General features: G+C 72.7%; 24 protein-coding genes. 17 read left to right on the top strand and 7 right to left on the bottom strand.

Annotation, left to right across the window (positions count from 1 at the left end):
• Positions 1-222: 222 nt before the first annotated feature.
• From AB0A97_RS16290 to mscL, 3 genes are all read left to right on the top strand, one after another.
• A complete protein-coding gene (locus tag AB0A97_RS16290) occupies positions 223-1,446 on the top strand; it encodes an MFS transporter (RefSeq protein ID WP_361150185.1) in 1,224 nt (407 codons plus the stop codon).
• 69 nt (positions 1,447-1,515) lie between these two features.
• Positions 1,516-1,872: an FmdB family zinc ribbon protein gene (locus AB0A97_RS16285; protein WP_361149660.1), complete on the top strand. Its 357-nt coding sequence runs from the start codon at positions 1,516-1,518 to the stop codon at positions 1,870-1,872.
• Positions 1,873-2,852: 980 nt separating this feature from the next.
• Positions 2,853-3,371, top strand: a complete 519-nt coding sequence (gene mscL / locus AB0A97_RS16280) for a large conductance mechanosensitive channel protein MscL (RefSeq protein ID WP_361149658.1) — start codon at positions 2,853-2,855, stop codon at positions 3,369-3,371.
• 49 nt (positions 3,372-3,420) lie between these two features.
• Here the strand turns inward: mscL and AB0A97_RS16275 are convergent, their stop codons facing one another.
• A complete protein-coding gene (locus tag AB0A97_RS16275) occupies positions 3,421-3,618 on the bottom strand; it encodes a hypothetical protein (protein ID WP_361150183.1) in 198 nt (65 codons plus the stop codon).
• A gap of 203 nt (positions 3,619-3,821) precedes the next feature.
• Here AB0A97_RS16275 and AB0A97_RS16270 point away from each other — a divergent pair, with 203 nt between their 5' ends.
• Together AB0A97_RS16270 and AB0A97_RS16265 are read left to right on the top strand one after the other, a co-directional pair.
• Positions 3,822-5,039, top strand: a complete 1,218-nt coding sequence (locus AB0A97_RS16270; protein ID WP_361149656.1) for a helix-turn-helix transcriptional regulator — start codon at positions 3,822-3,824, stop codon at positions 5,037-5,039.
• A 182-nt stretch (positions 5,040-5,221) separates the two neighbouring features.
• A complete protein-coding gene (locus AB0A97_RS16265; RefSeq protein WP_361149654.1) occupies positions 5,222-5,638 on the top strand; it encodes a hypothetical protein in 417 nt (138 codons plus the stop codon).
• Positions 5,639-5,659: 21 nt separating this feature from the next.
• On the opposite strand, the gene AB0A97_RS16260 is transcribed toward AB0A97_RS16265, so the two are convergent.
• Positions 5,660-6,175 carry an AMP-binding protein gene (locus AB0A97_RS16260; protein ID WP_361149652.1) on the bottom strand — a complete coding sequence of 172 codons (516 nt, stop codon included), beginning with the start codon at positions 6,173-6,175 and terminating at the stop codon, positions 5,660-5,662.
• Positions 6,176-6,333: 158 nt separating this feature from the next.
• On the opposite strand from AB0A97_RS16260, the gene AB0A97_RS16255 reads away from it, so the two are divergent.
• Genes AB0A97_RS16255 through AB0A97_RS16245 form a run of 3 tightly spaced genes read left to right on the top strand, consistent with a single transcriptional unit; the run spans position 6,334 to position 7,730 of the window.
• Entirely contained in the window at positions 6,334-6,903 is a 570-nt protein-coding gene (locus AB0A97_RS16255; RefSeq protein ID WP_361149650.1) for an MFS transporter, read from the top strand.
• Between the two features lie 60 nt (positions 6,904-6,963).
• Positions 6,964-7,365: a hypothetical protein gene (locus AB0A97_RS16250; RefSeq protein WP_361149647.1), complete on the top strand. Its 402-nt coding sequence runs from the start codon at positions 6,964-6,966 to the stop codon at positions 7,363-7,365.
• A 20-nt stretch (positions 7,366-7,385) separates the two neighbouring features.
• Positions 7,386-7,730 (top strand): hypothetical protein, encoded by a 345-nt coding sequence (locus AB0A97_RS16245; protein ID WP_361149645.1) that lies wholly within the window; start codon positions 7,386-7,388, stop codon positions 7,728-7,730.
• Here AB0A97_RS16245 and AB0A97_RS16240 read toward each other — a convergent pair.
• Complete coding sequence (locus tag AB0A97_RS16240) at positions 7,690-9,117, bottom strand: rhodanese-like domain-containing protein (protein ID WP_361149643.1); 1,428 nt, start codon at positions 9,115-9,117, stop codon at positions 7,690-7,692. The two genes, AB0A97_RS16245 and AB0A97_RS16240, sit on opposite strands and share 41 nt — an antisense overlap.
• A 424-nt stretch (positions 9,118-9,541) precedes the next feature.
• On the opposite strand from AB0A97_RS16240, the gene AB0A97_RS16235 reads away from it, so the two are divergent.
• The 3 genes from AB0A97_RS16235 to AB0A97_RS16225 all read left to right on the top strand — a co-directional run bounded on the left by AB0A97_RS16235 (position 9,542) and on the right by AB0A97_RS16225 (position 12,655).
• A complete protein-coding gene (locus AB0A97_RS16235; RefSeq protein WP_361149641.1) occupies positions 9,542-10,327 on the top strand; it encodes a GntR family transcriptional regulator in 786 nt (261 codons plus the stop codon).
• Positions 10,328-10,412: 85 nt separating this feature from the next.
• Positions 10,413-11,336 (top strand): sulfite exporter TauE/SafE family protein, encoded by a 924-nt coding sequence (locus tag AB0A97_RS16230; RefSeq protein WP_361149639.1) that lies wholly within the window; start codon positions 10,413-10,415, stop codon positions 11,334-11,336.
• 113 nt (positions 11,337-11,449) lie between these two features.
• Complete coding sequence (locus tag AB0A97_RS16225; RefSeq protein WP_361149636.1) at positions 11,450-12,655, top strand: FAD/NAD(P)-binding oxidoreductase; 1,206 nt, start codon at positions 11,450-11,452, stop codon at positions 12,653-12,655.
• 26 nt (positions 12,656-12,681) lie between these two features.
• Here the strand turns inward: AB0A97_RS16225 and AB0A97_RS16220 are convergent, their stop codons facing one another.
• From AB0A97_RS16220 to AB0A97_RS16210, 3 genes are all read right to left on the bottom strand, one after another.
• Entirely contained in the window at positions 12,682-13,389 is a 708-nt protein-coding gene (locus AB0A97_RS16220; protein ID WP_361149634.1) for a TetR family transcriptional regulator, read from the bottom strand.
• 63 nt (positions 13,390-13,452) lie between these two features.
• Positions 13,453-14,628: a MerR family transcriptional regulator gene (locus AB0A97_RS16215; RefSeq protein WP_361150181.1), complete on the bottom strand. Its 1,176-nt coding sequence runs from the start codon at positions 14,626-14,628 to the stop codon at positions 13,453-13,455.
• Between the two features lie 187 nt (positions 14,629-14,815).
• Positions 14,816-15,421, bottom strand: a complete 606-nt coding sequence (locus AB0A97_RS16210; protein WP_361149631.1) for a dihydrofolate reductase family protein — start codon at positions 15,419-15,421, stop codon at positions 14,816-14,818.
• A gap of 70 nt (positions 15,422-15,491) precedes the next feature.
• Between AB0A97_RS16210 and AB0A97_RS16205 the strand changes: the two genes are divergently transcribed.
• Positions 15,492-16,067 (top strand): TetR family transcriptional regulator, encoded by a 576-nt coding sequence (locus AB0A97_RS16205; protein ID WP_361149629.1) that lies wholly within the window; start codon positions 15,492-15,494, stop codon positions 16,065-16,067.
• A gap of 90 nt (positions 16,068-16,157) precedes the next feature.
• On the opposite strand, the gene AB0A97_RS16200 is transcribed toward AB0A97_RS16205, so the two are convergent.
• On the bottom strand, positions 16,158-17,504 hold the full coding sequence (locus AB0A97_RS16200; RefSeq protein ID WP_361149627.1) for a M20/M25/M40 family metallo-hydrolase: 1,347 nt from the start codon (positions 17,502-17,504) through the stop codon (positions 16,158-16,160).
• 577 nt (positions 17,505-18,081) lie between these two features.
• Here AB0A97_RS16200 and AB0A97_RS16195 point away from each other — a divergent pair.
• From AB0A97_RS16195 to AB0A97_RS16175, 5 genes are all read left to right on the top strand, one after another.
• Positions 18,082-18,435, top strand: coding sequence for a WXG100 family type VII secretion target (locus tag AB0A97_RS16195; RefSeq protein WP_361149624.1), 354 nt, complete (start codon positions 18,082-18,084; stop codon positions 18,433-18,435).
• A 148-nt stretch (positions 18,436-18,583) separates the two neighbouring features.
• Positions 18,584-18,979, top strand: a complete 396-nt coding sequence (locus tag AB0A97_RS16190) for a hypothetical protein (RefSeq protein WP_361149622.1) — start codon at positions 18,584-18,586, stop codon at positions 18,977-18,979.
• Positions 18,980-19,085: 106 nt separating this feature from the next.
• Positions 19,086-20,705, top strand: a complete 1,620-nt coding sequence (locus tag AB0A97_RS16185) for a peptidoglycan-binding protein (protein ID WP_361149620.1) — start codon at positions 19,086-19,088, stop codon at positions 20,703-20,705.
• A gap of 53 nt (positions 20,706-20,758) precedes the next feature.
• Positions 20,759-21,697 carry a hypothetical protein gene (locus AB0A97_RS16180; RefSeq protein ID WP_361149618.1) on the top strand — a complete coding sequence of 313 codons (939 nt, stop codon included), beginning with the start codon at positions 20,759-20,761 and terminating at the stop codon, positions 21,695-21,697.
• Positions 21,698-21,800: 103 nt separating this feature from the next.
• On the top strand, positions 21,801-22,955 hold the full coding sequence (locus tag AB0A97_RS16175) for a low temperature requirement protein A (protein WP_361149615.1): 1,155 nt from the start codon (positions 21,801-21,803) through the stop codon (positions 22,953-22,955).
• The last annotated feature ends 114 nt before the right edge of the window (positions 22,956-23,069 follow it).

Below are 23,069 nucleotides of genomic sequence, written 5' to 3'. Positions count from 1 at the left end.
ACCACGCGGTATCACTCGGTCCTGCGCGAGAGGACAGCTCTCGGCGCGCACACCCCGTGACAACCTCGCGGACAGCGCGCTACCAGGCGGTAGAAAGGCTCGGCCGTGGCATCCGCGGTCAAGGACAACGCGGGCAAGGACGTCCAGGACGAGGCCGTCCAGGACACGACCACCCCCGCACAGCAGACACCGGCCAAGGACGCCCGTCCCGGTTACGGGCAGTTGTTGCGTACCCCCGGGGCGTGGGCGTTCCTGCTGCCGGGCTTTCTGGCCCGCCAGCCCTTCGCGATGCTGACGTTCAGCATCCTGCTGCTCGTCCAGCACACCACCGGCTCGTACGGCACCGCCGGTGTCGTCTCGGCGGTCACCGGCGTCTCGATGGCGCTGTTCGCGCCGCAGAGCGGCAAGCTGGCCGACCGGTTCGGGCAGCGCGCGGTGCTCGTACCCGGCGTACTGGTGCACGCGGCGGCGGTCGCCGCGATGATCACGCTGGCGCTGTCGCAGGCCCCGCTGTGGGCGCTGCTGGTCATCGCCGTACCGACCGGCGCCTCGACACCGCAGATCGGCCCCATGGTGCGCTCCCGGTGGGCCGCCAAGCTGACCGGTACGCCCCTGATGCCGACGTCCACCGCCTTCGAGTCGGTGACCGACGAGTTCACCTTCGTCGTCGGCTCGGTGCTGGCGACCGCGCTGTGCACCGGCATCCACCCGGCGGCCGGCCTGGTCGCCGAGGGCGTCCTGACGCTGGGCGGCGGCCTGCTCTTCGCGGCGCAGCGGCGCAGCCAGCCGCCGGTGCACCGGTCCGGCGACAGCTCGGCCAAGCGCGTCTCGGCGCTGTCGGTGCCGGGTCTGCGGGTCCTGATCGCGGGCCTCTTCGGCATCGGCACGGTCTTCGGCGGGATGCAGGTCTCCCTCACGGCCTTCGCCGAGGACATCGGGCAGCCCGGCATCAACGGCCTGCTGTACGGGGTCTTCGCGGCGGGCAACATGCTGGCCGGCATCGTGTGCGGCGCGATCTCCTGGAAGGTCGGACCCCGGCGCCGCCTGCTGGTCGGGTACGCGCTGCTGACGCTGCTGACCACCCCGCTGTGGGCGGTGAGTGTGGCGCCCCTGATGGGCGCGGTGGGCCTGCTGGTGGGCCTGTGCATCGCCCCGGCGCTGATCACCGGCTACACGCTGGTGGACTCGCTGGTCCCGGCATCCGCCCGTACGGAGGCGTTCACCTGGCTGACCGGCGCGGTCGGTCTCGGCCAGGCCGCGGCGTCGACGGTCGCCGGTCTGCTGGCGGACCACTTCGGTCCGCATGCCGGATTCCTGGTTCCGCTGTGCGGTACGGGCTTGGCGCTGGTGGTGCTCGCGGTGTTCCGGGGGCACCTGGTGCCGCGCACCGAAACCCTGGTCGTCGGACGTGGGGTGGGTCACCGCTCACCGGCAACAGTGGACTGACGGGCCGGAATACTGCACTATGGAGCGTCGTTAGCACTCATTGAGTGAGAGTGCCAGGAGGAAGTCACAGTGCCGACCTACCAGTATCAGTGCACCGCGTGCGGCGAGGGCCTTGAGGCGGTGCAGAAGTTCACCGACGACGCGCTCACCGAGTGCCCCGCCTGCAACGGACGCCTCAAGAAGGTGTTCTCCGCGGTCGGCATCGTGTTCAAGGGCTCCGGGTTCTACCGGAACGACAGCCGCGGCTCGTCGTCCAGCAGCACCCCCGCGTCGAGCTCGTCCTCGTCGTCCGGCTCCGCGTCCTCGGACTCCGGCTCCTCGTCGTCTTCCTCGTCGTCCTCGGGCAGCGAGTCGAAGTCGTCCGCCGGCTCGTCGAGCTCTTCGGGTACGGGCTCCAGCTCGACGCCCAAGACCTCGGTCGCCTGAGCGAGGCTCCGGCCCCGCCCGGCGACACTCCTGCGGTACCCCGGTCGGTCACGTACGTACCCGTACCGGACAGCTCTTCGCGGAAGCCCCGCCGTCACCGACGGCGGGGCTTCCGGCGTCATCGGCGGACCCGGCTTCTCCTCGTTCCCGGGCGCCGTGACGGAGATCACGCCCTACCCCCCTACGGCACGACCGGCCACCCGGCAGCGGCGTCGGCCCGCAAGCTGGGATCTGGGAATTCCGTTGCCGTGAGGGGCGGAGGAGGGCTGCGAGGGGAGGAGAGGCCCGTGAGGGTGACCGTTTTCTCCACAACCGGCGGGTAGCGAACGTCGGCCCGCGCGCGTCGGTGTCCGTTGTCCACAGGGCCGAGCGGGCTCCGGCGAAGTCCGGCACGGTGGAGCTCGTCCGCACCGATTCCGGCACCGCAGGCGGTGGTTACCGTGCCCCACGACCTCGACCTCGATCACGACATCGCTCCTCCCCTCCCCCTCCCTCCACCGTGTGAGGTTGCGCACTTCACTCCCGTACGGGCGCAGGGCGGGCGTCACCGCTTGCGCAGGGCGGTACGGCGCCGTCGGCGCACCATGACGGCGGGGCTGGCGATGACCGCCGCGGCCCTGACCGCCACGGCCCACCAGAGCGGCGAAGGCCGCGCCTCGGGCCCTTCGGGTGCCTGTGCCGCCCCGGCACCCGGGGGCCACCCGGGCTGGGGGCAGTCATGACGTCCCGGACCGCGCCCGGCGAAGATCGAGTGGCCTTTGCCCGATATGCGCGCGACACTGGCGAAAGTGGCGGGGTGCGTCCGTCGTGCCGTGGGGAAGGCTCTTCTCCGGCCGACCGGGACGCGGCGCCGATCCGTACGGACGCTCTGTCCGCTCACCGGTTCAGGTCATGGGATTGGACAGCCTCGCCCTGCCCTGCCGTAGGTTGCGGTGCTGTTCGTTGCACGGTTCGTAGTGAGTGTGGAAAGAGGCTTTCGGGTGAGCGGGAAGACGGGCGTACTTTCGGGGTTCAAGGAATTCCTGATGCGCGGCAACGTGATCGAGCTCGCGGTGGCCGTGGTCGTCGGAGCCGCGTTCACGAACATCGTGAACGCCGTGGTCAAGGGCGTGATCAACCCGATCGTCGGCGCTCTGGGCTCGCAGAACCTCGACCACTACAAGGCCTGCCTCACCACCTGCTCCACGGACGCCAAGACCGGCGACTTCACGGACGGGATCTACATCCTGTGGGGCTCGGTGCTCAGCGCCGTCCTGACGTTCCTGATCACCGCCGCGGTCGTGTACTTCCTCATGATCCTGCCGATGAACAAGTGGAAGGCGCGCCAGGACGCCAAGAAGCCGGTGGACGACGGCCCGGTGGACCCGACCGAGGTCGAACTGCTGACGGAGATCCGCGACGCGCTCGTGGCGCAGCGCAACGGCTCGCTGTCCGGTTCGTCCATGGGCTCGCCCGGCCATGGCGGCAGCGGCTCGGTCGTCACGCAGAAGTCGCAGTAACGGACGCCGCGACGGACCCCGGTCCCACGAAGCCGTCCCGGCGCCTCGGTCAGAGGTGGTGGGGCGGCTTTTCGTCGAGGAAGCGCGCGAGGTCGGCCGCACTGTCCGTACGGCCCGGACGCTCGCCCCAGCCACGGTCGGTGTCGTCCGACGACCGTCGGCTCAGCGGGTCGTCGAAGATCAGCGCCGCGTGCGCCGCGGGCTGCGGGGGCCGAGGGGGCCGCTCGGAGTTCGCCGCGGTCTCCACGGTCTCCGGCCGCACCGGACTCTCCTGCGGCTCCGCGTCGGCGTCGGGCCGGGATTCGGGGGTCGTACTCACTCCTCCAGGGTACGGCCGCCGGAGAATTATCCGTGGCGGCCCGGGCCTGCGCCGCCTCGGCCTCCGTACGTTTGCGGCCCGCCGGGCCACCGGGCGTACCGTTGCTGGAACACCTTCCGGCGGGGGGCTTCATGAGTGCCGCGTACGAAGCAGGGATGGGCGACCGGCTGGCCCGGCTCCGGCTGCGCCGTGGCCTGACGCAGGAGCAGCTGGCCGAGGCGGCCCGCCTCTCGGTGGACGTCGTCCGCAAACTGGAGCAGGGCCGCCGCAGAACGGCACGGCTGTCCAGCATCAACGCGCTCGCAGCCGCTTTGGACACCGAGCCGTCCCACCTCGTCGGCCAGCCCGGGACCTTCGAGATCCAGCGGCCCGCTCAGGAAGAGGCCCCGTCGGTCCTGGCTCTGCGCCGCGCCGTGTCGCCGGTCTCGGACCTCCTCGGGGAGGAGGATCACGAAGAGCCCCCGACCATCGGCCAGTTGCGCGCGGCGCTCCGTTCCACGGAGGGCATCAGGCGCGAGGGCCGGATGGGCGATATCGGTGTCCTGCTGCCCAGCCTGATCCGCGACGCGCGAACGGCTGCCCACGCCTTCACCGGTGCGGAGGCGGCCGCCGCCAACTCCGTCCTGGCCGTCGCCTACCAGGTCGCCGCCACGACGCTGGCCGCCTTGGGCAAGGAGGACGCGGCGTTCACCGCCATGGAGCGTTCCCTGGCGGCGGTCCGCCTCTCCGACGACCCGCACCTGGAGACTCTCTCGGCATCCACCCTGAGCTGGGTGCTCACCAAGCAGGGCCGTCTCGCCGACGCCGAGCGCGTGGCGACGGTCCGCGCGGACGCGATCGAACCGGGTTTCCGTTCGCCGCCCCGGGACATCGCGCTCTGGGGCATCCTGCTGCTGCGCGCCGCCACCGCCACCGTACGGCAGAAGCGGCATGCCGCGGTCACCGACCTCCTGCGGATGGCCTCGGCGGCCGCCGAGCGGATCGGGGAGGACCAGATCGTCTACGCCATCCCCTTCGGCCCGACCAACGCCGGTGTCGCCAAGGTCAACTTCCTGGTCGAGATGGAGCAGAGCGAGCGCGCCGTCCGCGAGGCCCGGGGCGTGCCCGCCCTGGCCTCTCTCCCGCCCACGTGGCGGGCCCGCTTCCACGTCGACCGGGCCTTGGCGCATCACGACCTCGAAGACGACGCGGCGGCGACACGCGCCCTGCTCATGGCCGAGCGGGACGCGCCCGAGTGGATGCGTTACCACTCGACGTCCCGCCGCCTCGTCACCGAGTTGCGCGAGAGCGCCGGGCGTCGGGATGCGCCAGTGCTGCGGCTCGCCGACAGGCTGGGGGTCGGCGGGTAGGACGCCCTGTCCCACCGTTCCAGCACCTCGGCCGGGCCGCCCTAGCAGTGCAGCGAAGCGGGCCAGGGCGTCCCTGGGCCGGAGCGACATCGATACCTAGCGTGCTCCGCATGACGCGGCACCCGCACGTTCCCGGACCGGGACGGAGACGGTGCCGCACCGTGAACCGACAGGAGCCAGGTATGACCGGTGCCACCACACCCCCGCTCGCCTTTGTCTACGACCGTTGTGCCACGCGTTCGCATGCGATGTTGGAGATGCGCTTGGCCGGGTGTCGCGCCTATGCCGAGCGGCAGGGGTGGGAGGTTGCCGGGTGGTGGGTGGATTTCGGGGATGCGGCGTTGGGGGGTGAGCGGCCCGAGTTGGGGGCGCTGGTCGGTGCGTTGGGGCGCCAGGTGGTGGTCCGGCGCGCGTTCAGTCTCGTGCACCACTGGAACCGGTTCGCGCACGATGCCGAAGGGCGGCTCGCGCTCCAGCGGCGCGTGGCGGAGGCGGGTGGGCACTCGGCCACGACGTTCGGCGAGAGCGACGAGGACGACCGGAGCGACGAGCGGGCCGGGTACACGCGGGTGCCGGCGGGGCGGCAGCCCTCGGTGTAGCGGGCCCGGCCGGGACGGGCGTCAGCGGGTGGCGAGGGCCTCGTGCCACCAGTGGTCGCGGCCCGCTGTCCAGGAGACCGGGCGGCTGGTGCGGTTCACGACCAGGACGGACCGTACCCATGCGCCGTCGCGGCGCAGGGCGCGGTCCAGTACGGGCTTGACCGGGCGTACCGCGCCGTCCCAGAAGGCGGCGTCCGCGGTGATGATCACCTTGGCGCCGGATTCGCGTGCCGCCTCGGCGAGTTCCGGGACGGTCAGGAAGACCGGCAGCGTCGTACGGACGGCGTCGAGCCGACCGCAGGCGAGTGTGGCGACGACCGACTCCGGTACCAGCGGCAGGTGGACCGCCACCGGGTCGCCGGCCCGCACGCCGAGCCGGGCCAGCGCAGCGGCCGCCCGCTTGGCCTGGCCCATGAGCATGGTGTGGGTCAGCTCCTCGTGACGTCCCGGCTCACCGTGCCAGGTGAGGGCCATCGGGGACGGGGACGCCGGGGGCTCTTGCGTTTCCCGGGTCGTTTCCTCATGCTCGGAGATCACACGGCGCAACATGTGGACCAGCTTGAAGATCAGCGATCAACAATTGCTGAACGTCCGCTGTACGGCACGTCCCGTGCCCCGCAGCAGCCGTTTTCGCGACGCCCCGGAAGGCGTCGCTTCTCGTGCCCCTCGGGCGGCGTACTCGTGCGAAACCGTAGGTGCCCGTGCGGCACCTCCACGTCTCTGCCCCGTCTCCGGCACACCCAATCCCCCGCCTTTCACCTTCCTCGTCCGTACGTACCGCGCCGCGCCGACCCGCACTGTTCGGGCTCACGTTGTTCGGGGGAACGTCGGCAGGGTGCGCGGTGGTGCCCTCGTTGCCGTCGCCGGTGGTGTTCCGGGCGCTGCAAGGGGTGGGAGGTGCGCTGGTCATGCCGGTGGGGCTGGCCCTGCTGACACGTTCCTTCCCACCGGGGCGGGCGCGCGTCGCGACGGGACAGGCCCTGGGGCTGGCCGGCCTGGCCACCGCGTGCGGGCCATTCGTGGGTGGAGTGCTGGCCCAGGAGCTGTCCTGGCGGGCCGTGTTCTGGGTGAATGTGCCGTTGTGTGCGGCGGCGATGCTGTGCGCTCGGCGGGCGGTGGAGTTTCGGAGGGCGGCGGGGCCCCGGCAGGCAGTGGGGATCCGGGGCGGGGTGGTGGTCCATCGGGCCGGAGGCGAGCAAGCACGGGGAGGGGCGGTCTGCCTGGCCGGAGGCGCGGGCGTCCGGGGCCGCCGGTGGGGCCGGTAGGGCCGGTAGGGCCAGTGGGGCTCGGTGGTTGTGGGGGCCGGGGCGCCGGTGTGTCTGGTGATGGCTGTTGAGAGCGCGGGGGTGTGGTGGCAGGCGTGCGGGTGGGTGGCGGGCGCGTTGGGGCTCGGTGCGTTGTTCGTACGGGCCGAGCGCCGGTCGCGCGCGCCGCTGATCGACCGCGCCCTCTTCCGTAACGCGCCCTGCGCCGCGCTCACTTCGGCCGGTGCGGTGGCGAACGCGGCGACCGTGGTGCTGCTCTTCGTGGTCCCGTTCGTGCTCCAGGAGGTGCAGGGGCTGTCCGTACCGGGTGCGGGGACGGCCTTCCTCGTACCGGCGGCCGCGATGGCGGCGGCCGGGCGGGTGGCCGGGCCGGTGCCCACGTCCGTCACCGAACCTGTGACGGCCACCTGCCTCGGTCTCGCCGCTGCCGCCTTGGCAGCGACGTCAGCGATGTCTCAGTGACGGCACCATCAGCAGCGGCGATGGCAGCGCCGGCGCAGGCCGGTGCGGAATCGGCGGCGGCCGTCCTCCTGGTGGCGGCCACCGTGGCCGTGGCTTCGTTGGGTGCGGCCGGGGCCCTGACGCTGACGGCCACCCAGGCCAGGGTCCGGCCGGCCCAGGCGGGCGAGGCGTCCGGGCTGACCGAGTGCACGATCACGGTAACGGCCGGGCTGGGCCTCGCGCCCGCCGGTAACGACCCGGGCGGCGCGCTGCGCCTCGCCTCGGCCGGATGCGCGGCCCCCTGCCTGGCCCTCCTGCTGCGGAACCGGAGCGCCCTGCGGCGCGTCAGCCGCAGGTGGTCGCGACCGCCTCGTAGCCCCCGATGACGTCCCGTACGTCCCGGAAGCCGCGGGCCTCCAGCAGCGCGGCGGCGATCACGGAGCGGCCGCCGCTGCGGCAGTAGAGGACGACCGGACGCTCGGGGTCCAGCGTCGCGCAGCCGGTGGGGAGGCTCGCGAGGGGCAGATTGCGGGCTTCCGGCAGGGCGCCCGTCTCGTACTCGGCGGGGTTGCGGACGTCGATGAGCTGGACGCCTTCGGACGGGACGTCACCGGGCGACAGACGGCGGCTGCGGGACACCAGCTCGGGGTGGCGGGCGAGCTCGGCGGCCGGGTCGGGGACGTGCCCGAGGACGTGGTCGTAACCGATGCGGGCCAGGCGGAGGCGGGCCTCGGCTTCCGTGCCGGGGTCGCTGACGAGGACGATCGGCGTGCCGGGCGCCACCACACTGCCCGCGTACTCGGCGAACCGGGTGTCCAGGCTGATGTGCAGCGAGCCGGTGAAATGCGCCGCGGTGTAGGCGGTGAGCGGGCGGCTGTCCAGGAGGACCGCGCCGGCGTCCCGGCAGGCGGCGAGCGCCTCGTCGAGGGTGAGCGCGACGGGCGGCGCGGCGTCCAGGAGCGGGTGGCCGTCGCGGTTGAGGGCGGCGTCGTGCGCGAAGTAGCCGGGGGTGGCGGGCTGCCCGGCCGTGACCAGACGTATGAACTCGGCCTCCGGCATGGGTTGCAGGGCGTAGTTGTGGCGGCGCTGGTCGCCGATGGTGGAGGTGGTCTCGGTGGAGAGGTTGCGGCCGCACGCCGAGCCGGCGCCGTGGGCGGGGAAGACGCGGGTGGCGTCCGGGAGGGTGAGCAGTTTGCCGTGCAGGGAACGGTAGAGGCGGCCCGCCATGTCCTGCGGCGTCAGCCCGGCCGTGGCGAGCAGGTCGGGGCGCCCGACGTCGCCGACGAAGAGCGTGTCGCCGGTCAGGACGCCGTACGGCTCCGCCGCCTCCGGGTGTTCGTGGACGACGAGGCAGATGGACTCCGGGGTGTGGCCGGGGGTGGCGAGGACGGTGAGGGTCACGCCGGAGGGCTTCGTTCCGCCGCCCGATCCGTCGCCCGGTTCACCGTCCGCTTCGCCACCCGTTCCGCCGCCGCCCAGGTGAATCCGTTCACCGTCGCGCAGCCGCCGTATCGGGTAGCCGGTCTCGGCGGCCTCACCGAAGGCGATGGTGGCGCCGGTGGCGCGGGCCAGTTCGAGGTGTCCGGAGAGGAAGTCGGCGTGGAAGTGCGTCTCGATGATCAGTTCGATGCGCAGTCCGGCCGCTTCCGCGTCGCGCAGGTAGTCGTCGATGTCGCGGCGTGGGTCGACGAGGACGGCACGTCCGGTGGTCTCGTCGCCGATCAGGTACGACGCCTGGGAGAGGCAGTCGAGGTAGTACTGCGCGAAGTGCACGGTCGACCTCCGTGGTCCTGCGGGTCCGCCGTCGCGGGCCCCGCGGGGAGTGTGTTGTGCGGATGCACGGATGTACGTACATTAGGCATGCGGCGTCGGCGGCGACAAGTTCGGGCGGCGCGACGGCCGGTGCGGCGCGGGTACCGAGGAGGACAGCCGGAGGCGCCGGAGACGACGCCCCAGGACGCCGGAGACAACGCCCCAGCCGGACCACGCTTGAGCCTGACCACGGCCCGCCCGTACATCTGTACCCGGTGACCGGGTCACCCGCACCACCGTATTCGGAGAACCGCACCATCCGAACCACCCGCATTCGGGAAGCCGCACCACCCGAACCATCCGCCCCACCCGTTCCACCCGTTCCACCCGTTCCACCCGCTCCACCGAACCACCCGTACCGCTCGCACCACACGGAGGCGCCCTCATGACCGAACACCCGCCGGGCCCGCGTCCCCTGGACCGGCGCTCCCCGCTGCCCCTGTGGGCCCAGCTCTCCGAAGACCTGCGGCGCCGTATGGAGGCGGACGAGTTCGCCGAGGAGTTCCCGGCCGAGCACCGGCTCACCGGGGAGTACGAGGTCAGCCGGCACACCGTGCGTGAGGCGCTGCGCAAACTGCGCGCGGACGGCCTGGTGATCGCCGAACGCGGCCGGGCCAGCCGCCTGAACACCCGGCGCATACAGCAGCCGCTCGGCTCGCTCTACAGCCTCTTCCGCGAGCTGGAGGGCCAGGGCGTGGAGCAGCGCAGCGAAGTGCTGCGGCTGGAGCGGACGGCGGACGGGCCGATCGCCGACCAGCTCGGACTCGTCCCGGACGCGCCGCTGGTCGTGCTGGAGCGGCTGCGGCTGGCGGACGGCGAGCCGCTCGCCCACGACACCACGTATCTGCCCGCCGAGGTGGCCGAGCCGCTGCTCGACGCCGACTTCCGGCACACCTCGCTCTACGGCGAGTTGCAGCAGCGCTGCGGGATCAAGGTCACCGGCGGCCGGGAACGCATCCACCCTTTCCTGCCCGACATCCGGCAGGCGTGGCTGCTGGGGCTGGCCGACCGTGAGCCCGCGTTCGCCATCGAGCGGCTGGGGCGTTCCGGGGAGCGGCCGGTGGAGTGGCGCGAGACCGTCGTACGCGGCGACCGCTTCGCCTTCGTCGCCGAGTGGTCGAGCGACAGCCACGCGGTCGAACTGGCGCCCCGCGCCTCGTGTCCGTCATGACGGCCGGGCGCGCACCGCACACCGCGACGCGGCCGGTTCCGCACACCGCGACGCGGCCGGTTCCGCCGACGACCTGCCACCGGCGATGCCGCTCCTAGCCTGGGCGGCACTGCCCTGCGGGCTGGTCATCGGGCTGCTGCTGGGCGCGCTCGGCGGTGGCGGCTCGATCCTCGCCGTACCGGCGCTGGTCTACCTGCTGCACCAGACCCCGCACGAGGCCACGGCGGGTGCGCTGGTCGTCGTCGGGATCGGCGCGGCGTCCGGCATGGCCTGCCATGCCCGTGCGGGCCGGGTCCGCTGGGCGGCGGGGGCGGCGTTCGGCGGGCTGGGCACCGCGGGAACGTTTCTGGGCTCCCGCTGGAGCGCGTCACTGAATCCGACCGTCCTGATGACGGCGTTCGCCGGGCTGATGCTGGCGGTGGCGGCGGTGATGCTCGTACGGACGTGGCGCGAACGGGAACGGGAGAAGGCGCGCGCCGATCACGACGCGGCACGCGCCGATCACGACGCGGTGAGTACCGGCCACGGCCCGGTGAGCACCGGTCACGGCGCGGTCGGCGCCGCTCCCGGGACGACGCCGACCGACCCGGCGCCCGCCATCCCGGCGCCCGCCGCCCCGAAGCCCCCCGCCGCCCGCCTCGCCTCCGCCCTGCGCATCGGTGTCACCGCCACCGCCGTCGGCCTGCTGACCGGCTTCTTCGGTGTCGGCGGCGGCTTCGTCGTCGTGCCGGCGCTGACCCTCGTCCTCGGCCTGGAGATGCCGGTCGCCATCGGTACGTCGCTCCTGGTCATCCTCGTCAACTCCGGTACGGCGTTCGCCACCCGGGCCGGGGCGGGCGGCCTGGACTGGCCGCTGCTGGCCTCCTTCGCCGCCTGCGCCGCGCTCGGCAGCGGGCTCGGCAACCGGCTCGCCGCCCGGTTGCGGCCGCAGGCCCTGTCCACGGCGTTCGCGTCACTGGTCACGGTGCTCGCCGTATCGATGGCGGTGACCAGCATCCCCCGATTGTGACCCGGGCCCCGAATCAATCCGGTCCTCGACCTCAGCTCGACCCCAGCCCGACCTCAGCTCCATCCCAGCCCGACCTCAGCTCCATCCCAGCTCGATCTCAGGAGGAGAGAACCATGACTTCCGCCCCGACGCACCACCAGGTCGTCATCATCGGCGGCGGCACCGCGGGCATCACCGTGGCCGCCCGGCTGCGCCGCGCCGGACTGCGCGACATCGCGGTGCTGGAGCCTTCCGAGACGCACTGGTACCAGCCGCTCTGGACGCTGGTCGGCGGCGGCCAGGCGCCGCTGCGGGCCGCGCTGCGTACGGAGGCGGAGGTCATGCCGCCCGGTGTGCGGTGGCTGCGCGAGTCCGCCGTCTCGGTCGACCCGTCCGCCCGTACGGTGGGTACCGCCTCCGGGCGGACGGTCTCGTACGACCGGCTGGTGCTCGCTCCCGGGCTGAGCCTGGACTGGGACGGCATACCGGGTCTGGCGCAGGCCCTCGGCCACGGTGGTGTCTCCAGCAACTACCGCCCCGACCTCGCCCCGCTGACCTGGGACTACATCCGGCGCACCCGGCGCGGTACGGCGCTGTTCACGATGCCGTCCGGGCCGGTGAAGTGCGGCGGCGCCCCGCAGAAGATCGCGTACCTGGCCGCCGATTACTGGCGCAAGCGGGGACTGCTGGGCCGTATCCGTACGATCCTGGTGCTGCCCGAGCCCGCCATGTTCAAGGTGCCGGTCTTCGACCGGGCGCTGCGGGAGACGGCACAGCGGTACGGCATCGAGGTGCGGCTCCAGTCGGAGCTGACGCAGGTGGACGGCGGCGCGCGGGAGGCGGAGATCGTCGACAACGCGACCGGCGCGAAGGAGACGATCCACTACGACCTGCTGCACGCCGTACCGCCGCAGCGCGCGCCGCAGTGGGTGGCCGACAGCCCGCTTGCCGACCCGGCCTCGCCCTTCGGCTATGCCAAGGCCGACCGGGAGACGCTCCAGCACCCCGACTTTCCCGAGGTGTTCGCGGTCGGTGACGTGGCGAACCTGCCGACGTCCAAGACGGGCGCGGCGATCCGCAAGCAGGCCCCGGTCGTCGTCGCCAACCTGCGGGCCGGGCTGCGCGGGCGCCCCGCCACCGCCCGCTACGACGGTTACACGTCCTGCCCCCTGGTCACCGCGCGCCACAAGATGCTGCTCGCCGAGTTCGACTACGACCTGGAACCGGCGCCCTCCATCCCGTTCATCGACACGACCAAGGAGCGCACCGACATGTGGTTCCTGAAGCGGTACGGGCTGCCGCAGTTGTACTTCAAGGGGATGCTCAAGGGCCTGGCCTGAGCGGCCTCCTACCCCTCCTACCCCTCCTACCCCTCGTCCGGCAGCAGCTCCCACAGCATCGCCTCGAACTCCTCGGCGGTAGGCGGCACATCGGCCAGCAGGGCCTGGAGGCGCAGCCCCTCGTAGGCGCGGGTGAAGAGCCGCACGCGCATCGGGTCCTGCGTGTGGAGGCGGGCGAAGTCGGCGAGCGCTTCGGACCAGCGGCGGGTGTGGCCGCGCAGTTCGGGGCGGCGGGCGGCCAGCAGGCTCAGTTCGAACTCGGCGAGCAGCAGCCCCCGGTCCGCCGGCGCCCCGGCCGTCAGGCGGGCCAGCATCCGTCGCTTGTCGCCGCGACCGCCCGCCGCGCCCGGCCCGGCGGCGGGCGCGGCGGTGAGCTGCCGCAACCGTTCGGTCTCCAGCTCCATGGCGCTGGTCAGCGCGGCGGTGAGCAGCGCGTCGGGGCTCTCGAAGGCGGACGTGGCGGCCGTGGTGGGAAGCTGCGCCTCGTGGGCGACGGTGCGGTGGGTGATCCCGGCCGCACCGTCCCGCTCGATGATCCGCAGGGCGGCTTCGATCAGCGCCTGCCGCTGGTACTGCCCGTCGGGCCCGGACCCGCCGGCGGCCGGCTCGTGCGCGTCCGGACCGTGCGCGGTGGTTCCGTGCGCGCCCGGATCACGCACATCCGGACCGTGCGCTTCCGGATCGTGTGCGACCGGACCGTGCGCATCCGGACCGTGCGCGATGGGCTGGTTCACGGGGGCTCCAGCGGCAGATACGGGATCGGAGACGTCCTCGGACGATACTCGCGCACCTCGCCGCTACGGGGAGGCCGACACGTCCGCCGACACGTCCGCGACCTCGTCCAGACCCCCGACCCCGCCCCCGCCCGCTGGCCCATCCCTGACCACATCGGCCACCACGCAACTCACGTTGTCCGGCGCCCCGGCGTCGTGCGCCAGGGCCACCAGGTCCCGTACCGCCCGGGCGGGGCCGGGGGCCGCGCCGAGCACCTCCCGTACGGCGTCGGAGGGAACCACCGCCGACAGGCCGTCCGAGCAGAGCAGATAGCGGTCCCCGGGGCGCGCCTCCCGCAGCCCCACCTCCGGTTCGACACCGTCACTGCCGTCCAGCGCCCGGAACAGCAGGGCGCGCTGCGGATGCGACTCGGCTTCCTCGGGCGTCAGCCGTCCCTCCTCGACGAGTGACTGGACATGGGTGTGGTCGTGCGTGATCTGGAACAGCTCGCCGCCGCGCAGCAGGTATGCCCGCGAGTCGCCCACGTGCACGAGGGCCAGGTGGGAGCCGGTCCAGAGCAGGGCGGTCAGCGTGGTGCCGGCGTGGTCCGGCGCCCCGGCCGTCACGACGCCCCGCACGGAACGGTTCGCCTGCCCGGCCGCGTCCGCCAGTACGTTGAGCAGGTCGCCGGGGCGCAGCGCCCCGCCGTCGAAGCGCTCCAGGCCGCGCAGTGCCTCGACGGCCGCGGCCCCGGCGGACGCCCCGGCCCCGCCGAAGCCGTCGGCCACGGCCAGCAGCCGGTCACCCGCGTAGACGGTGTCCTGGTTGCTCTCCCGGACCAGCCCGGTGTCCGAGAGGGCCGCGTAACGGATGCCGAGCGGTAGCGTCCGTCCGGGCCTCGCGGCACCCGTGGACGTGTTCTTCATGGCCTCGTCCCTCCTCTTGAGGTGGTCGACGAGGAAGGCCGCCAGTTCGCGGCGGGCGGCGATGTCCGCCTCGGTCTGCGCCCAGTACGCCGACACCGCCTCGGCGGCCGGTCCCGCGGCCAGCTCGCACACGTCCCGGATACGGGCCAGCGGCATACCGAGCCGGCGCAGCCAGGCGACCAGCCGTGCCCGCTCCAACTGGGCGGGCACGTAGCGCCGGTAGCCGTTGGCGGGATCGACGTGGGCGGGCGGCAGCAGCCCCAGTTCGTCGTAGAGCCGCAGCGCCTTCGGCGAGAGCCGCGCCGCCCTGGCGAACGCCCCGATGCCCAGCAGCCGCCCGGTTCCCCGGCCGCCCGCCTCGTCCGGGCCGGTCGCTGCTTCCGGTCCCGGCTCCGCTCCCGTGTCTCCGCGCACCTGTTCACGCCCCCGTCCACCCTCCTCGTACGGGGACGACCCCCGCGGTCCTGAGGCTGGGTCCTCCCCCAGGGGCAAGGTCAAGGGCGGGGCGGGGCGGGCCCGGTCACCGCCTGGCGAAGTGGGTGACCGTGACGCCGTTGTCGAACGAGTCCCGGTCGGTCACGTCGAAGACGGTGGGGTCGAACTCCCCGTCGAACACCGGAATGCCGGCCCCGGCGACCACCGGGTAGCTCTTGATGATCAGCTCGTCGATCTCGGGCAGCAGCGCGCCCGCGAGCCGGCCGCCGCCGCACAGCCAGATGTCCCGCTCCTGCCCCGCCCGCTCCCCGGCCTCGCCTTTCAGGTCCCGGACGAGCGCGAGCGGGTCCGCGCGGACCACGGTCACGGCGGGGTCGATGTCCGGCGCGAGCGTGCTCGACACCACGTACTGGCGCAGGTGTGCGTACGGGCTGGTGATGCCCGCGTCCAGCGCGGGACGGTAACTGCCCAGCCCCATCAGTACGGTGTCGAAGCGCCGGTTGGGCGTGTCGGCGAGCCCGAGGGCGGCGCGCATCGCGGTGGGGACGAACTCCGGGTAGCGGGCGTTGCACCACGCGCTGTAGGCGGCGGCCTGCTGCTCGTCGCCCGCAGGATAGAAGTCGAACTCCCCGCCGGGGCCCGCGATACGGCCGTCCAGGCTGACGGCCACGTAGTAGACCAGCTTGCGCATACCGACGACTCCATCCATAGTGCTCTAAGTGAAGTGGTAAGAACGTAGTACTGCGAACGGAGTGGTGTCAATGGTGCGCAGGAACGACGAGCGGAGGGCCGCTCTCGTCGACGCCGCGATCGAGGTGCTGGCCGGGGAAGGCGCCCGCGGCCTGACCTTCCGCGCGGTGGACAACGCGGCCGCCGTCCCCCCTGGCACCGCCTCCAACTACTTCGCCAACCGCGACGACCTGCTCACCCAGGCGGGCGCCCGGGTCTACGAACGCCTCCAGCCGGACGAGGCGACGATCGCGCGGCAGCGGCTGGCCACGCCCGACCGGGAGACGTACGCGATGCTGATGCGCGAGTTGGTCGGCCGGGTCAGCTCGTTCCGCACCGGCTACCTGGCCCTGCTCGAACTGCGCCTCGAAGCCACCCGCCGCCCCGCACTGCGCGCGGTGCTGACCGAACGCGTCCGTGCCGACGTCGACGCCAACGTGGCCTACCACCAGGCCTCCGGCCTGCCCGGCGACGCGACCGCCGTCCGGCTGCTGTACCTGGCCTTCAACTGGCTCATCGTCGAACAGCTCACCCTGCCCGACGTGTTCTCGGAGGCCGAGCGCGAAGAGCTGGTGTACGCCGCGGTCGACCGCATCGTGGCTCCCTGACCCAGGCACACGAACCCGACGACGCGTGATGTCGCACCGGTGGCGTCGGCCGTCCAGGGTCGGCCTGTCCACGCCTGGGCGTACGGGAGATCACCGGCCCGGCTCCAGGTGGCTCAGGGCCGCGACGGTGAGCGCCTGGACGCCCATGGTCAGGGTGGGCTGCTTGACCGGGGTGAAGTGCGGTGAGTGGTTGGACGGGATGTCCTGGGCGAGGCGTCCGGAGGACATCGCGGCGCGGAACTCGTCCGGGTCCCAGCCGCCGAGCCACCAGTAGTAGAGCGGCGCGCCGGCGGCCGTGGCGAGCAGCCCGGCGTCCTCGCTGCCGGCGGCCGGTTCGTAGCCGAACAGCCGCTGGGCGCCGAAGTGGTCGGTGAAGGCGGCGTTGACCTGTTCCAGCGTCCGGTCGTCGTTGCGGGTGACCGGGAAGGTGTTCAGCACCTCGGTCTCCGGCTCGCGCGGCGCGCCGGACGCGACGGCCTCGGCCTTGGCGATGCGGTCGATGGCCGCCAGCACCCGGCTGCGCACGTCCTCGTCGAAGGTACGGACGCTGAGCTGCACCACCGCCTGGTCGGGGATGACGTTGGGCGCGTCCCCGGCCTGGAAGGAGCCCACGGTCACGACGGCGCGGTCCTTGGGCGCGACCTCGCGGGCGACGACGGACTGCAGCCGCTGGACGAAGGCGGCGGCCATCACGATCGGGTCGACGGCGGTCTCGGGCCGGGAGCCGTGGCCGCCGGTCCCGTGAAAGGTGATCTTCAGGCTGTCCGAGGCGGCCATACAGGCGCCGGGGGCGTACGAGATCAGGCCCGCGCCGAGCGGGGCGACGTGCTGGGCGAGCACCACGTCGGGCGTGGGCACCCGCCCCTGCCCGTCGGCCCCGGCTCCAGCACCGGCACCAGCACCAGCACCAGCACCGACCCCGGAGCCGGCCGCCCCGTTCCCCGCCTCGGAACCGTCCGCCGCGGCTCCGAACAGCCCGTCCTCGATCATCGCCCGTGCTCCGTCACCGACCTCCTCGGCGGGCTGGAAGAGCACGACCAGGGTGCCGGACCAGTGCTCCCGGCCCGCCGCGAGCAGGTCGGCGGCGCCCGCCAGGCATGTGACGTGCACGTCGTGGCCGCAGGCGTGCATGACGCCGGGGACGGCGGAGGCGTACGGCAGACCGCTGCGCTCGGTGACGGGCAGGGCGTCCATGTCCGCCCGCAGCAGGACGACCGGGCCGGGGCCGTTGCGCAGCACGCCCGCCACGCCCGTCCGGCCGATGCCGGTGACGACCTCGTAGCCGTTCGAGGCCAGGCGGCGGGCCGCCTCGGCTGCCGTACGGGTCTCCTGGAAGCCGAGTTCGGGGTGTCGGTGGAGGTCTTCGTAGAGGGATTCGAGGTCCGCCATGCGGGCGTCGAGCGGGGCCAGTACGGTGTCACGCGCGCTATCGCTCATACGTAGCATTTGATCATGTAACGGACGCGCGGACGAGGCCCGGACCGGCCGCGGCGGGCCGGAAAGCACCGCCCGGCCCCACCCCTGCCGACTCACCGGCGAAAACCGGTGGCAGCCGACAGCGACCGGCGGCAACCGGCGTACGGCAGACCGCTGCGCGCCCCCTCCTTTCCTGTGCAAAGCCTGTACGAACAACGTGCGTTGTGCGGCACAAAGTTCCCGGCAGCGCCACCTTCTCCCGCCTGCCCCCACCCCGCACGGAAACCCCATTGCGGGAATTCCCGGGACCGAAGCACCTGGAACGGCTTATTGCACGGCCTATCGGGCCGAACGGCCGCCGTATCGCTCTTTGTCCGGCCGGCGCCCGGAAGGAATCGGTTATGCTCCTCCGGCACCGAAGTGACCTGGTGAACAGCGGAATCCGTACGAACGACGAAATCCGCGGCGCACGGAATCGGCGTGCGGTACGCATTTCGTCCGCATCCGGGAATTCCGCACGGCGCGTCAGGTCGCTCGGTGCGGGAAGAGCACGCACGGGCGCACAGATGCTCAGACGCACGGGGGACGGTACTCAGGCATGGCCAGCGGGTCGGGTTACGCGATCAAGAAATCCGGTACGGAGAGCAGCGCGTCGGAACTGGATTCCGCCGCCGGACAACTCGCCTCCGTACAGAAATCCGTCCCGCAGCAGTCGTGCAGCAGGCCGGAATCGTTCGGCGGCGAGGACGCGGCTCCCGCCTTCGACAACTTCGCCGGCGCCTGGCAGCGCGAAGCCGGCGTTCTGCACGACGCGCTCGGTGAGATCGCGAAGAAACTCCGCACCACGACGAACAACTACGGCGCCGCGGACCACTCCGCCGTCTCCGGCCTCCGCCACGCGGCCGCGGCCGCACCGACGCCCTCCGGCGCGGGCAGCACCCCCTTCGGCTGACCGGCGGCCGCACCCGCCACTGCCACTGCCACACCGGTCCGGACCGATCCGGACCGGACCGGACCGAAGGCCGTACCCAGCCCCGCCAGGCCGTACCCGGCCAGGCCAGGCACGTAACACCACGCCACCAGAACAGGCCAAGCCAGCCATGACCGCATTCCCTCCGAAGACCGACGACCAACTGCTGCGGCTCGACGTCCCGTCCATGCTCCGCTTCGGCCTGCCCGCCGAAGGCCACGCCCGCCGCGCCCTCTTCGGCGACGGGGCGATCGCCGCCGCCGTGACGCTCGGCCGGCTCGGTGTGCTGCCCCGCTCCGTGGCCTACCTCGCCCGGGTCGTCCGCGCGGGCGGCGCCGCGTACGCCGCCGCACTCGACCTGCCGCTGCCGGGCGAGGCACCGGCCCGTACGGCGGGCGCCTGGCTCGCCGCCGCGGCGGGAGTCGCCGGGGGCGTGGACGACGACGAGACGCTCGCCCGCTGGTTCGAGGCGGTGGCCGCGCTGATGGAACTGCGGCTGACCGCGGGCACCTCACCGGCACCGTAAGCACCCATTCAGCACCACCGGCACACCGGCACACCGGCACCAGCGCACCACAGCACCATCACCAACACAGCCACCACAGCAGCACCACGGGGGAAAGGCGGCCCACATGGCGGGCGAATCCACGACGGCACGGCGGGCCGAACTCGCCGAGCGGGTCAAGGGCATCGACGGTGCCGACAGCAAGAACGACCTGATATCCGAGATCAAGAAGGCGCTCGCCGTGCAGGCGCCGTTCGGCGACCCCGGCTCGATCGAGAGCGCCGGCAAGAGCTACCGTTCCGCGGCCGACACCTGTAGCCACGAGGTGCAGCCCCGTATCCAGAAGGTCGCCCAGGAGACCCTGCCGGACGCCTGGACCGGCACGACCGCGGTCAAGGCGGCGGACGTGGTGGCCGCGGCGGACCGGGCGGCGCAGCAGATGGCGGAGGCGTTCAGCAGGGCCGGCGGCGAGCTGATCCGGCTCGCGGACGCCGTACGGTCCGCCCAGGACACCGACCGCCGGGGCCGCCCCAGCCTGGAGGAGGCGCTGAGCCTGCTCGGCGGCGAGGACGGGCTCTTCGACGACATGTGGGAGGACGACGGCGAGGAGGACGCCAAGAACCGGGCGAAGAGCCTGGCGCAGACCGGCGTCGCCGACCTGCACCGGGCGGCCGTGACCGCCGACGACGCGGGGCGGGCGGCGGCGCGCGAGCTGAACAAGTACGCCGCGGAGGCACGTTCGGGCAAGGTGACCGCCCAGGGGCTGACCGCCGCGGACAAGCTGATGCTCGCCGACACCTCCACCGTCGACGAGAACGACCCGGCCCGCGAGCAGAACGAGATCCTCACCAGCAACGATCTCCAGCGGTCCAGCCAGTACCTGAACAAGATGAACGCCGCGGACCGGGCCGAGTTCGAGCGGATGCTCGCCGAGTCCAAGTCGCCCGAGGAGCGCGCCTACCTGATGAAGGCGCTCGCCGCCGGCAACGGCCTCGACTCCGTACGCGGCTTCCGCGACAAGATCCACCCGCACGGCGACGACGAGGCGTGGCTGGCCACCCACCTCACGCCGGTCGTCACCCAGGGCGACAGCAAGAACGACGAGGGGCTCAACGACGACGGGTCGAACGTCAACAAGGACACCGCGGCCTTCAACGGCCAGGCGTGGGCCCAGGGCGGCGACGGCCAGGAGGGCACCTGTGTGGCCTCCTCGACCGTCACCGCGCGGGCCATGGTCGACCCGGTCTACGCCCTGGGCCTCACCGGCGGCGAGTCGGGCCAGGAGAACGACCCCAAGGCGTTCCGCGAGCGCCTGGTGGACGAGCAGCACCGGGTGCACGAGGAGGGCGACGGCGGCCACGAGGGCTGGTTCGGCACCGGGGCGCCCAGCGGTATGGACAACGACGGCAAGACCGAGGTCGTCAACAAGGAGATCAGCCCGCACACGGGCGGCGCGTACGAACTGCGCGAGACCGGCAGCGCGGACGCCCGCCGGGACGCACTGCCGGACATCGAGAAGGCGGTGGCCGAGGGCAAGCCCGTACCCATCGGCGTCGAGGGCTACCAGGACGGCGACCGCAGCGGCCACGCCATGATGATCGTCGGCCAGGAGGGTGACATGCTCCAGGTCTACAACCCGTGGGGGACCACGACCTGGGTCAGCGAGGACGACTTCGTCAACGGCCGGATGCAGAAGGCGTCCGACAACGACCTGCCGGACGCGTACGCCGTGCACGTACCGAAGTGAGCCGCCTGATGACGCGCTTTCCCCGACCCTGGACGCCTGCGTTCCGGAAGCCCGTGTCCCTGAGGCCGGGGCCCCGGAAACCCGCTCCCCGGCCGCGCGCCGTCGCCCTGGCCACGGCCGGCGTCGCGCTCGTCGCCCTGACGACGGGCGCGTGCGGCGGCAAGTCGGACTGCTGCGTCAAGGCGCCGACCGCCTCGCCGTCGCCCACCACGCCGGGCGGGGTGCCGGGTGCGGCCTGGGCGTTCCCGTCCCAGGCGACGAGCCTGCGGGTGCGGGCCGGTACGGACTTCGACATCGTGCTGCGGGCGGGTGGCAGCGGCTGGCGGGTGGACGAGCCGAAGATCGAAGGCGCGGCGGTACGGCACCGAACCGGGACCGCCGCCTCAGGCACGGCTCCGGGCGCCGCCCCGGGCACGGCTCCGGGCGCCACATCGGGCACGGCTCCGGGCGCCGCCTCGCGCTCCGGTGCGAAAGACGGCGTACGGGCCGCCTTCCACGCCGTCAAGCCCGGCACCGCACGGATCGTGCTGACCTCGGCGGACCGCGAGCGCACCATGACGTACCAGGTCACCGTGGGCACCGGACCGGCCACCGCACCGAGCGCGGCCCCGAGCGCGACGGGCGGCGGCCTCGATCGGGGGCGCTCGCTGGGCACCGGTTTCACGAGCGGTTCCGGCGGCGAGGTGACCGTCCGGCGCGGGGAACGCTTCTCACTGCCGAACGCCTACTCGAACGTACCGGGCATCACCTGGCGGGTCGTCAGCCGCAGCGCCTCGGGGCCCGCCCCACTGCTGAGCGACGTGCCGCACGTCGAAGGCGACGCGGCGGGCGACCGCACGGACTGGTACACCTTCTCGGCCGACCGGGCGGGCACCGCCGTGGTCGAGCTGTTCGGCTGCTACCGCTGTGCGAACGGCAGCACCGGCACCCCGGATTCGGCGGAGAGCCGCGCGTACTCCGAGACCAGAACGGTGCGGATCACCGTGCGCTGACCCCGCGCGCGTACCGCGCCGGGGGCCCTGCCCGTCCTCCGACCGGCAGGGGTTCCCGCGCGTCTCATGGCGCCTCCCGGCCGCACGGACTGTACTGATCACCATGATGGCCCGAATGACAGCCCGCGGCCGCTCCGAGGCGCACCGCGCGGCCACCCCGCTGGAGCTCTTCTTCGACCTGTGCTTCGTCGTGGCCGTCGCCCAGGCCGGGCGGCAGCTCGTACACGCTCTCGCCGAGGGGCATCCGGGGCACGGCGTCCCCGGCTACCTGATGCTCTTCTTCGCCATCTGGTGGGCCTGGGTCAACTTCTCGTGGTTCTCGTCCGCGTACGACACCGACGACACGCTGTACCGGGTGGTGACGCTCGTACAGATCGCGGGCGTGCTGATCCTGGCGGCGGGGGTGCCGCGCGCGTTCGACGGTGACTTCGCGGTGGTCTGGTTCGGCTATCTGGTGATGCGGCTCGCGCTGGTGGCGCAGTGGCTGCGGGCCGCGCACGGCAGCACCGGGCCCGAGCGGACCACCGCGCTGCGCTATGCCGCCGGGGTGACGCTGTGCCAGGCCGGCTGGCTGGCCGTCCTGCTGTCGCCGGAGGACGTACGGCCGTGGGTGTTCCTCGCGCTGGCGGTCGCGGAGCTGGCCGTGCCCACGGTGGCCGAGCGCGACCACCAGACGGCGTGGCACCCGCACCACATCGCGGAGCGGTACGGCCTGTTCGTCATCATCATGCTCGGTGAGACGGTCTCCGCCGCGACGGTGGCGGTGCAGTCCGCGGTGGACGAGCAGGAGGAACTGGGGAATCTGCTGCCCATCGCGGCGGGCGGCCTGCTGCTGATCTTCGCGGCGTACTGGATCTACTTCGCGGTCCCGATCCACCTGCACCTCTCCTCCAACCGCCAGGCGTTCCTCTGGGGTTACGGGCACTACCTGGTCTTCGGTTCGGCGGCGGCGATCGGCGCGGGGATCGAGGTGGCGGTGGAGGAGTCGGTCGGCAAGGCGCACCTCTCGCAGTTCGCGGCGTCGGCGTGCGTGACCCTTCCCGGTGCGCTGTTCATGTTCACCGTGTGGCTGATCCATTCCCGCCACCAGAAGCGCGGTCCGGCCCAGCAACTGGTCCTGCCGGTGTCCTCCGTACTGGTCCTGGCCTGCACGTTCGCGGGTCATGGGGCGGTGCTGCTGACCGGGCTGGTGGCGGCGTCGACGGTCGCGGTGGGGGTGACGCTGACCGCGCGGCAGGGGCAGGCGCTGGGCAACTGACCGGTTCCGGCCAAAGGACCCGCCCATTTCGGCCATTGACCTCTCCTGACGCATGAACAGCACCAGGACCGGTACGGAGCATTTCCCCGAACGGTGTAGGGTGCAGATTGCCCG

This window comes from Streptomyces sp. NPDC045470, assembly GCF_040646595.1.
Taxonomy (GTDB): Bacteria; Actinomycetota; Actinomycetes; order Streptomycetales; family Streptomycetaceae; genus Streptomyces.
Note: the sequence above shows the minus strand (reverse complement) of the source record. Positions and strands in the feature narration are given on the sequence as shown.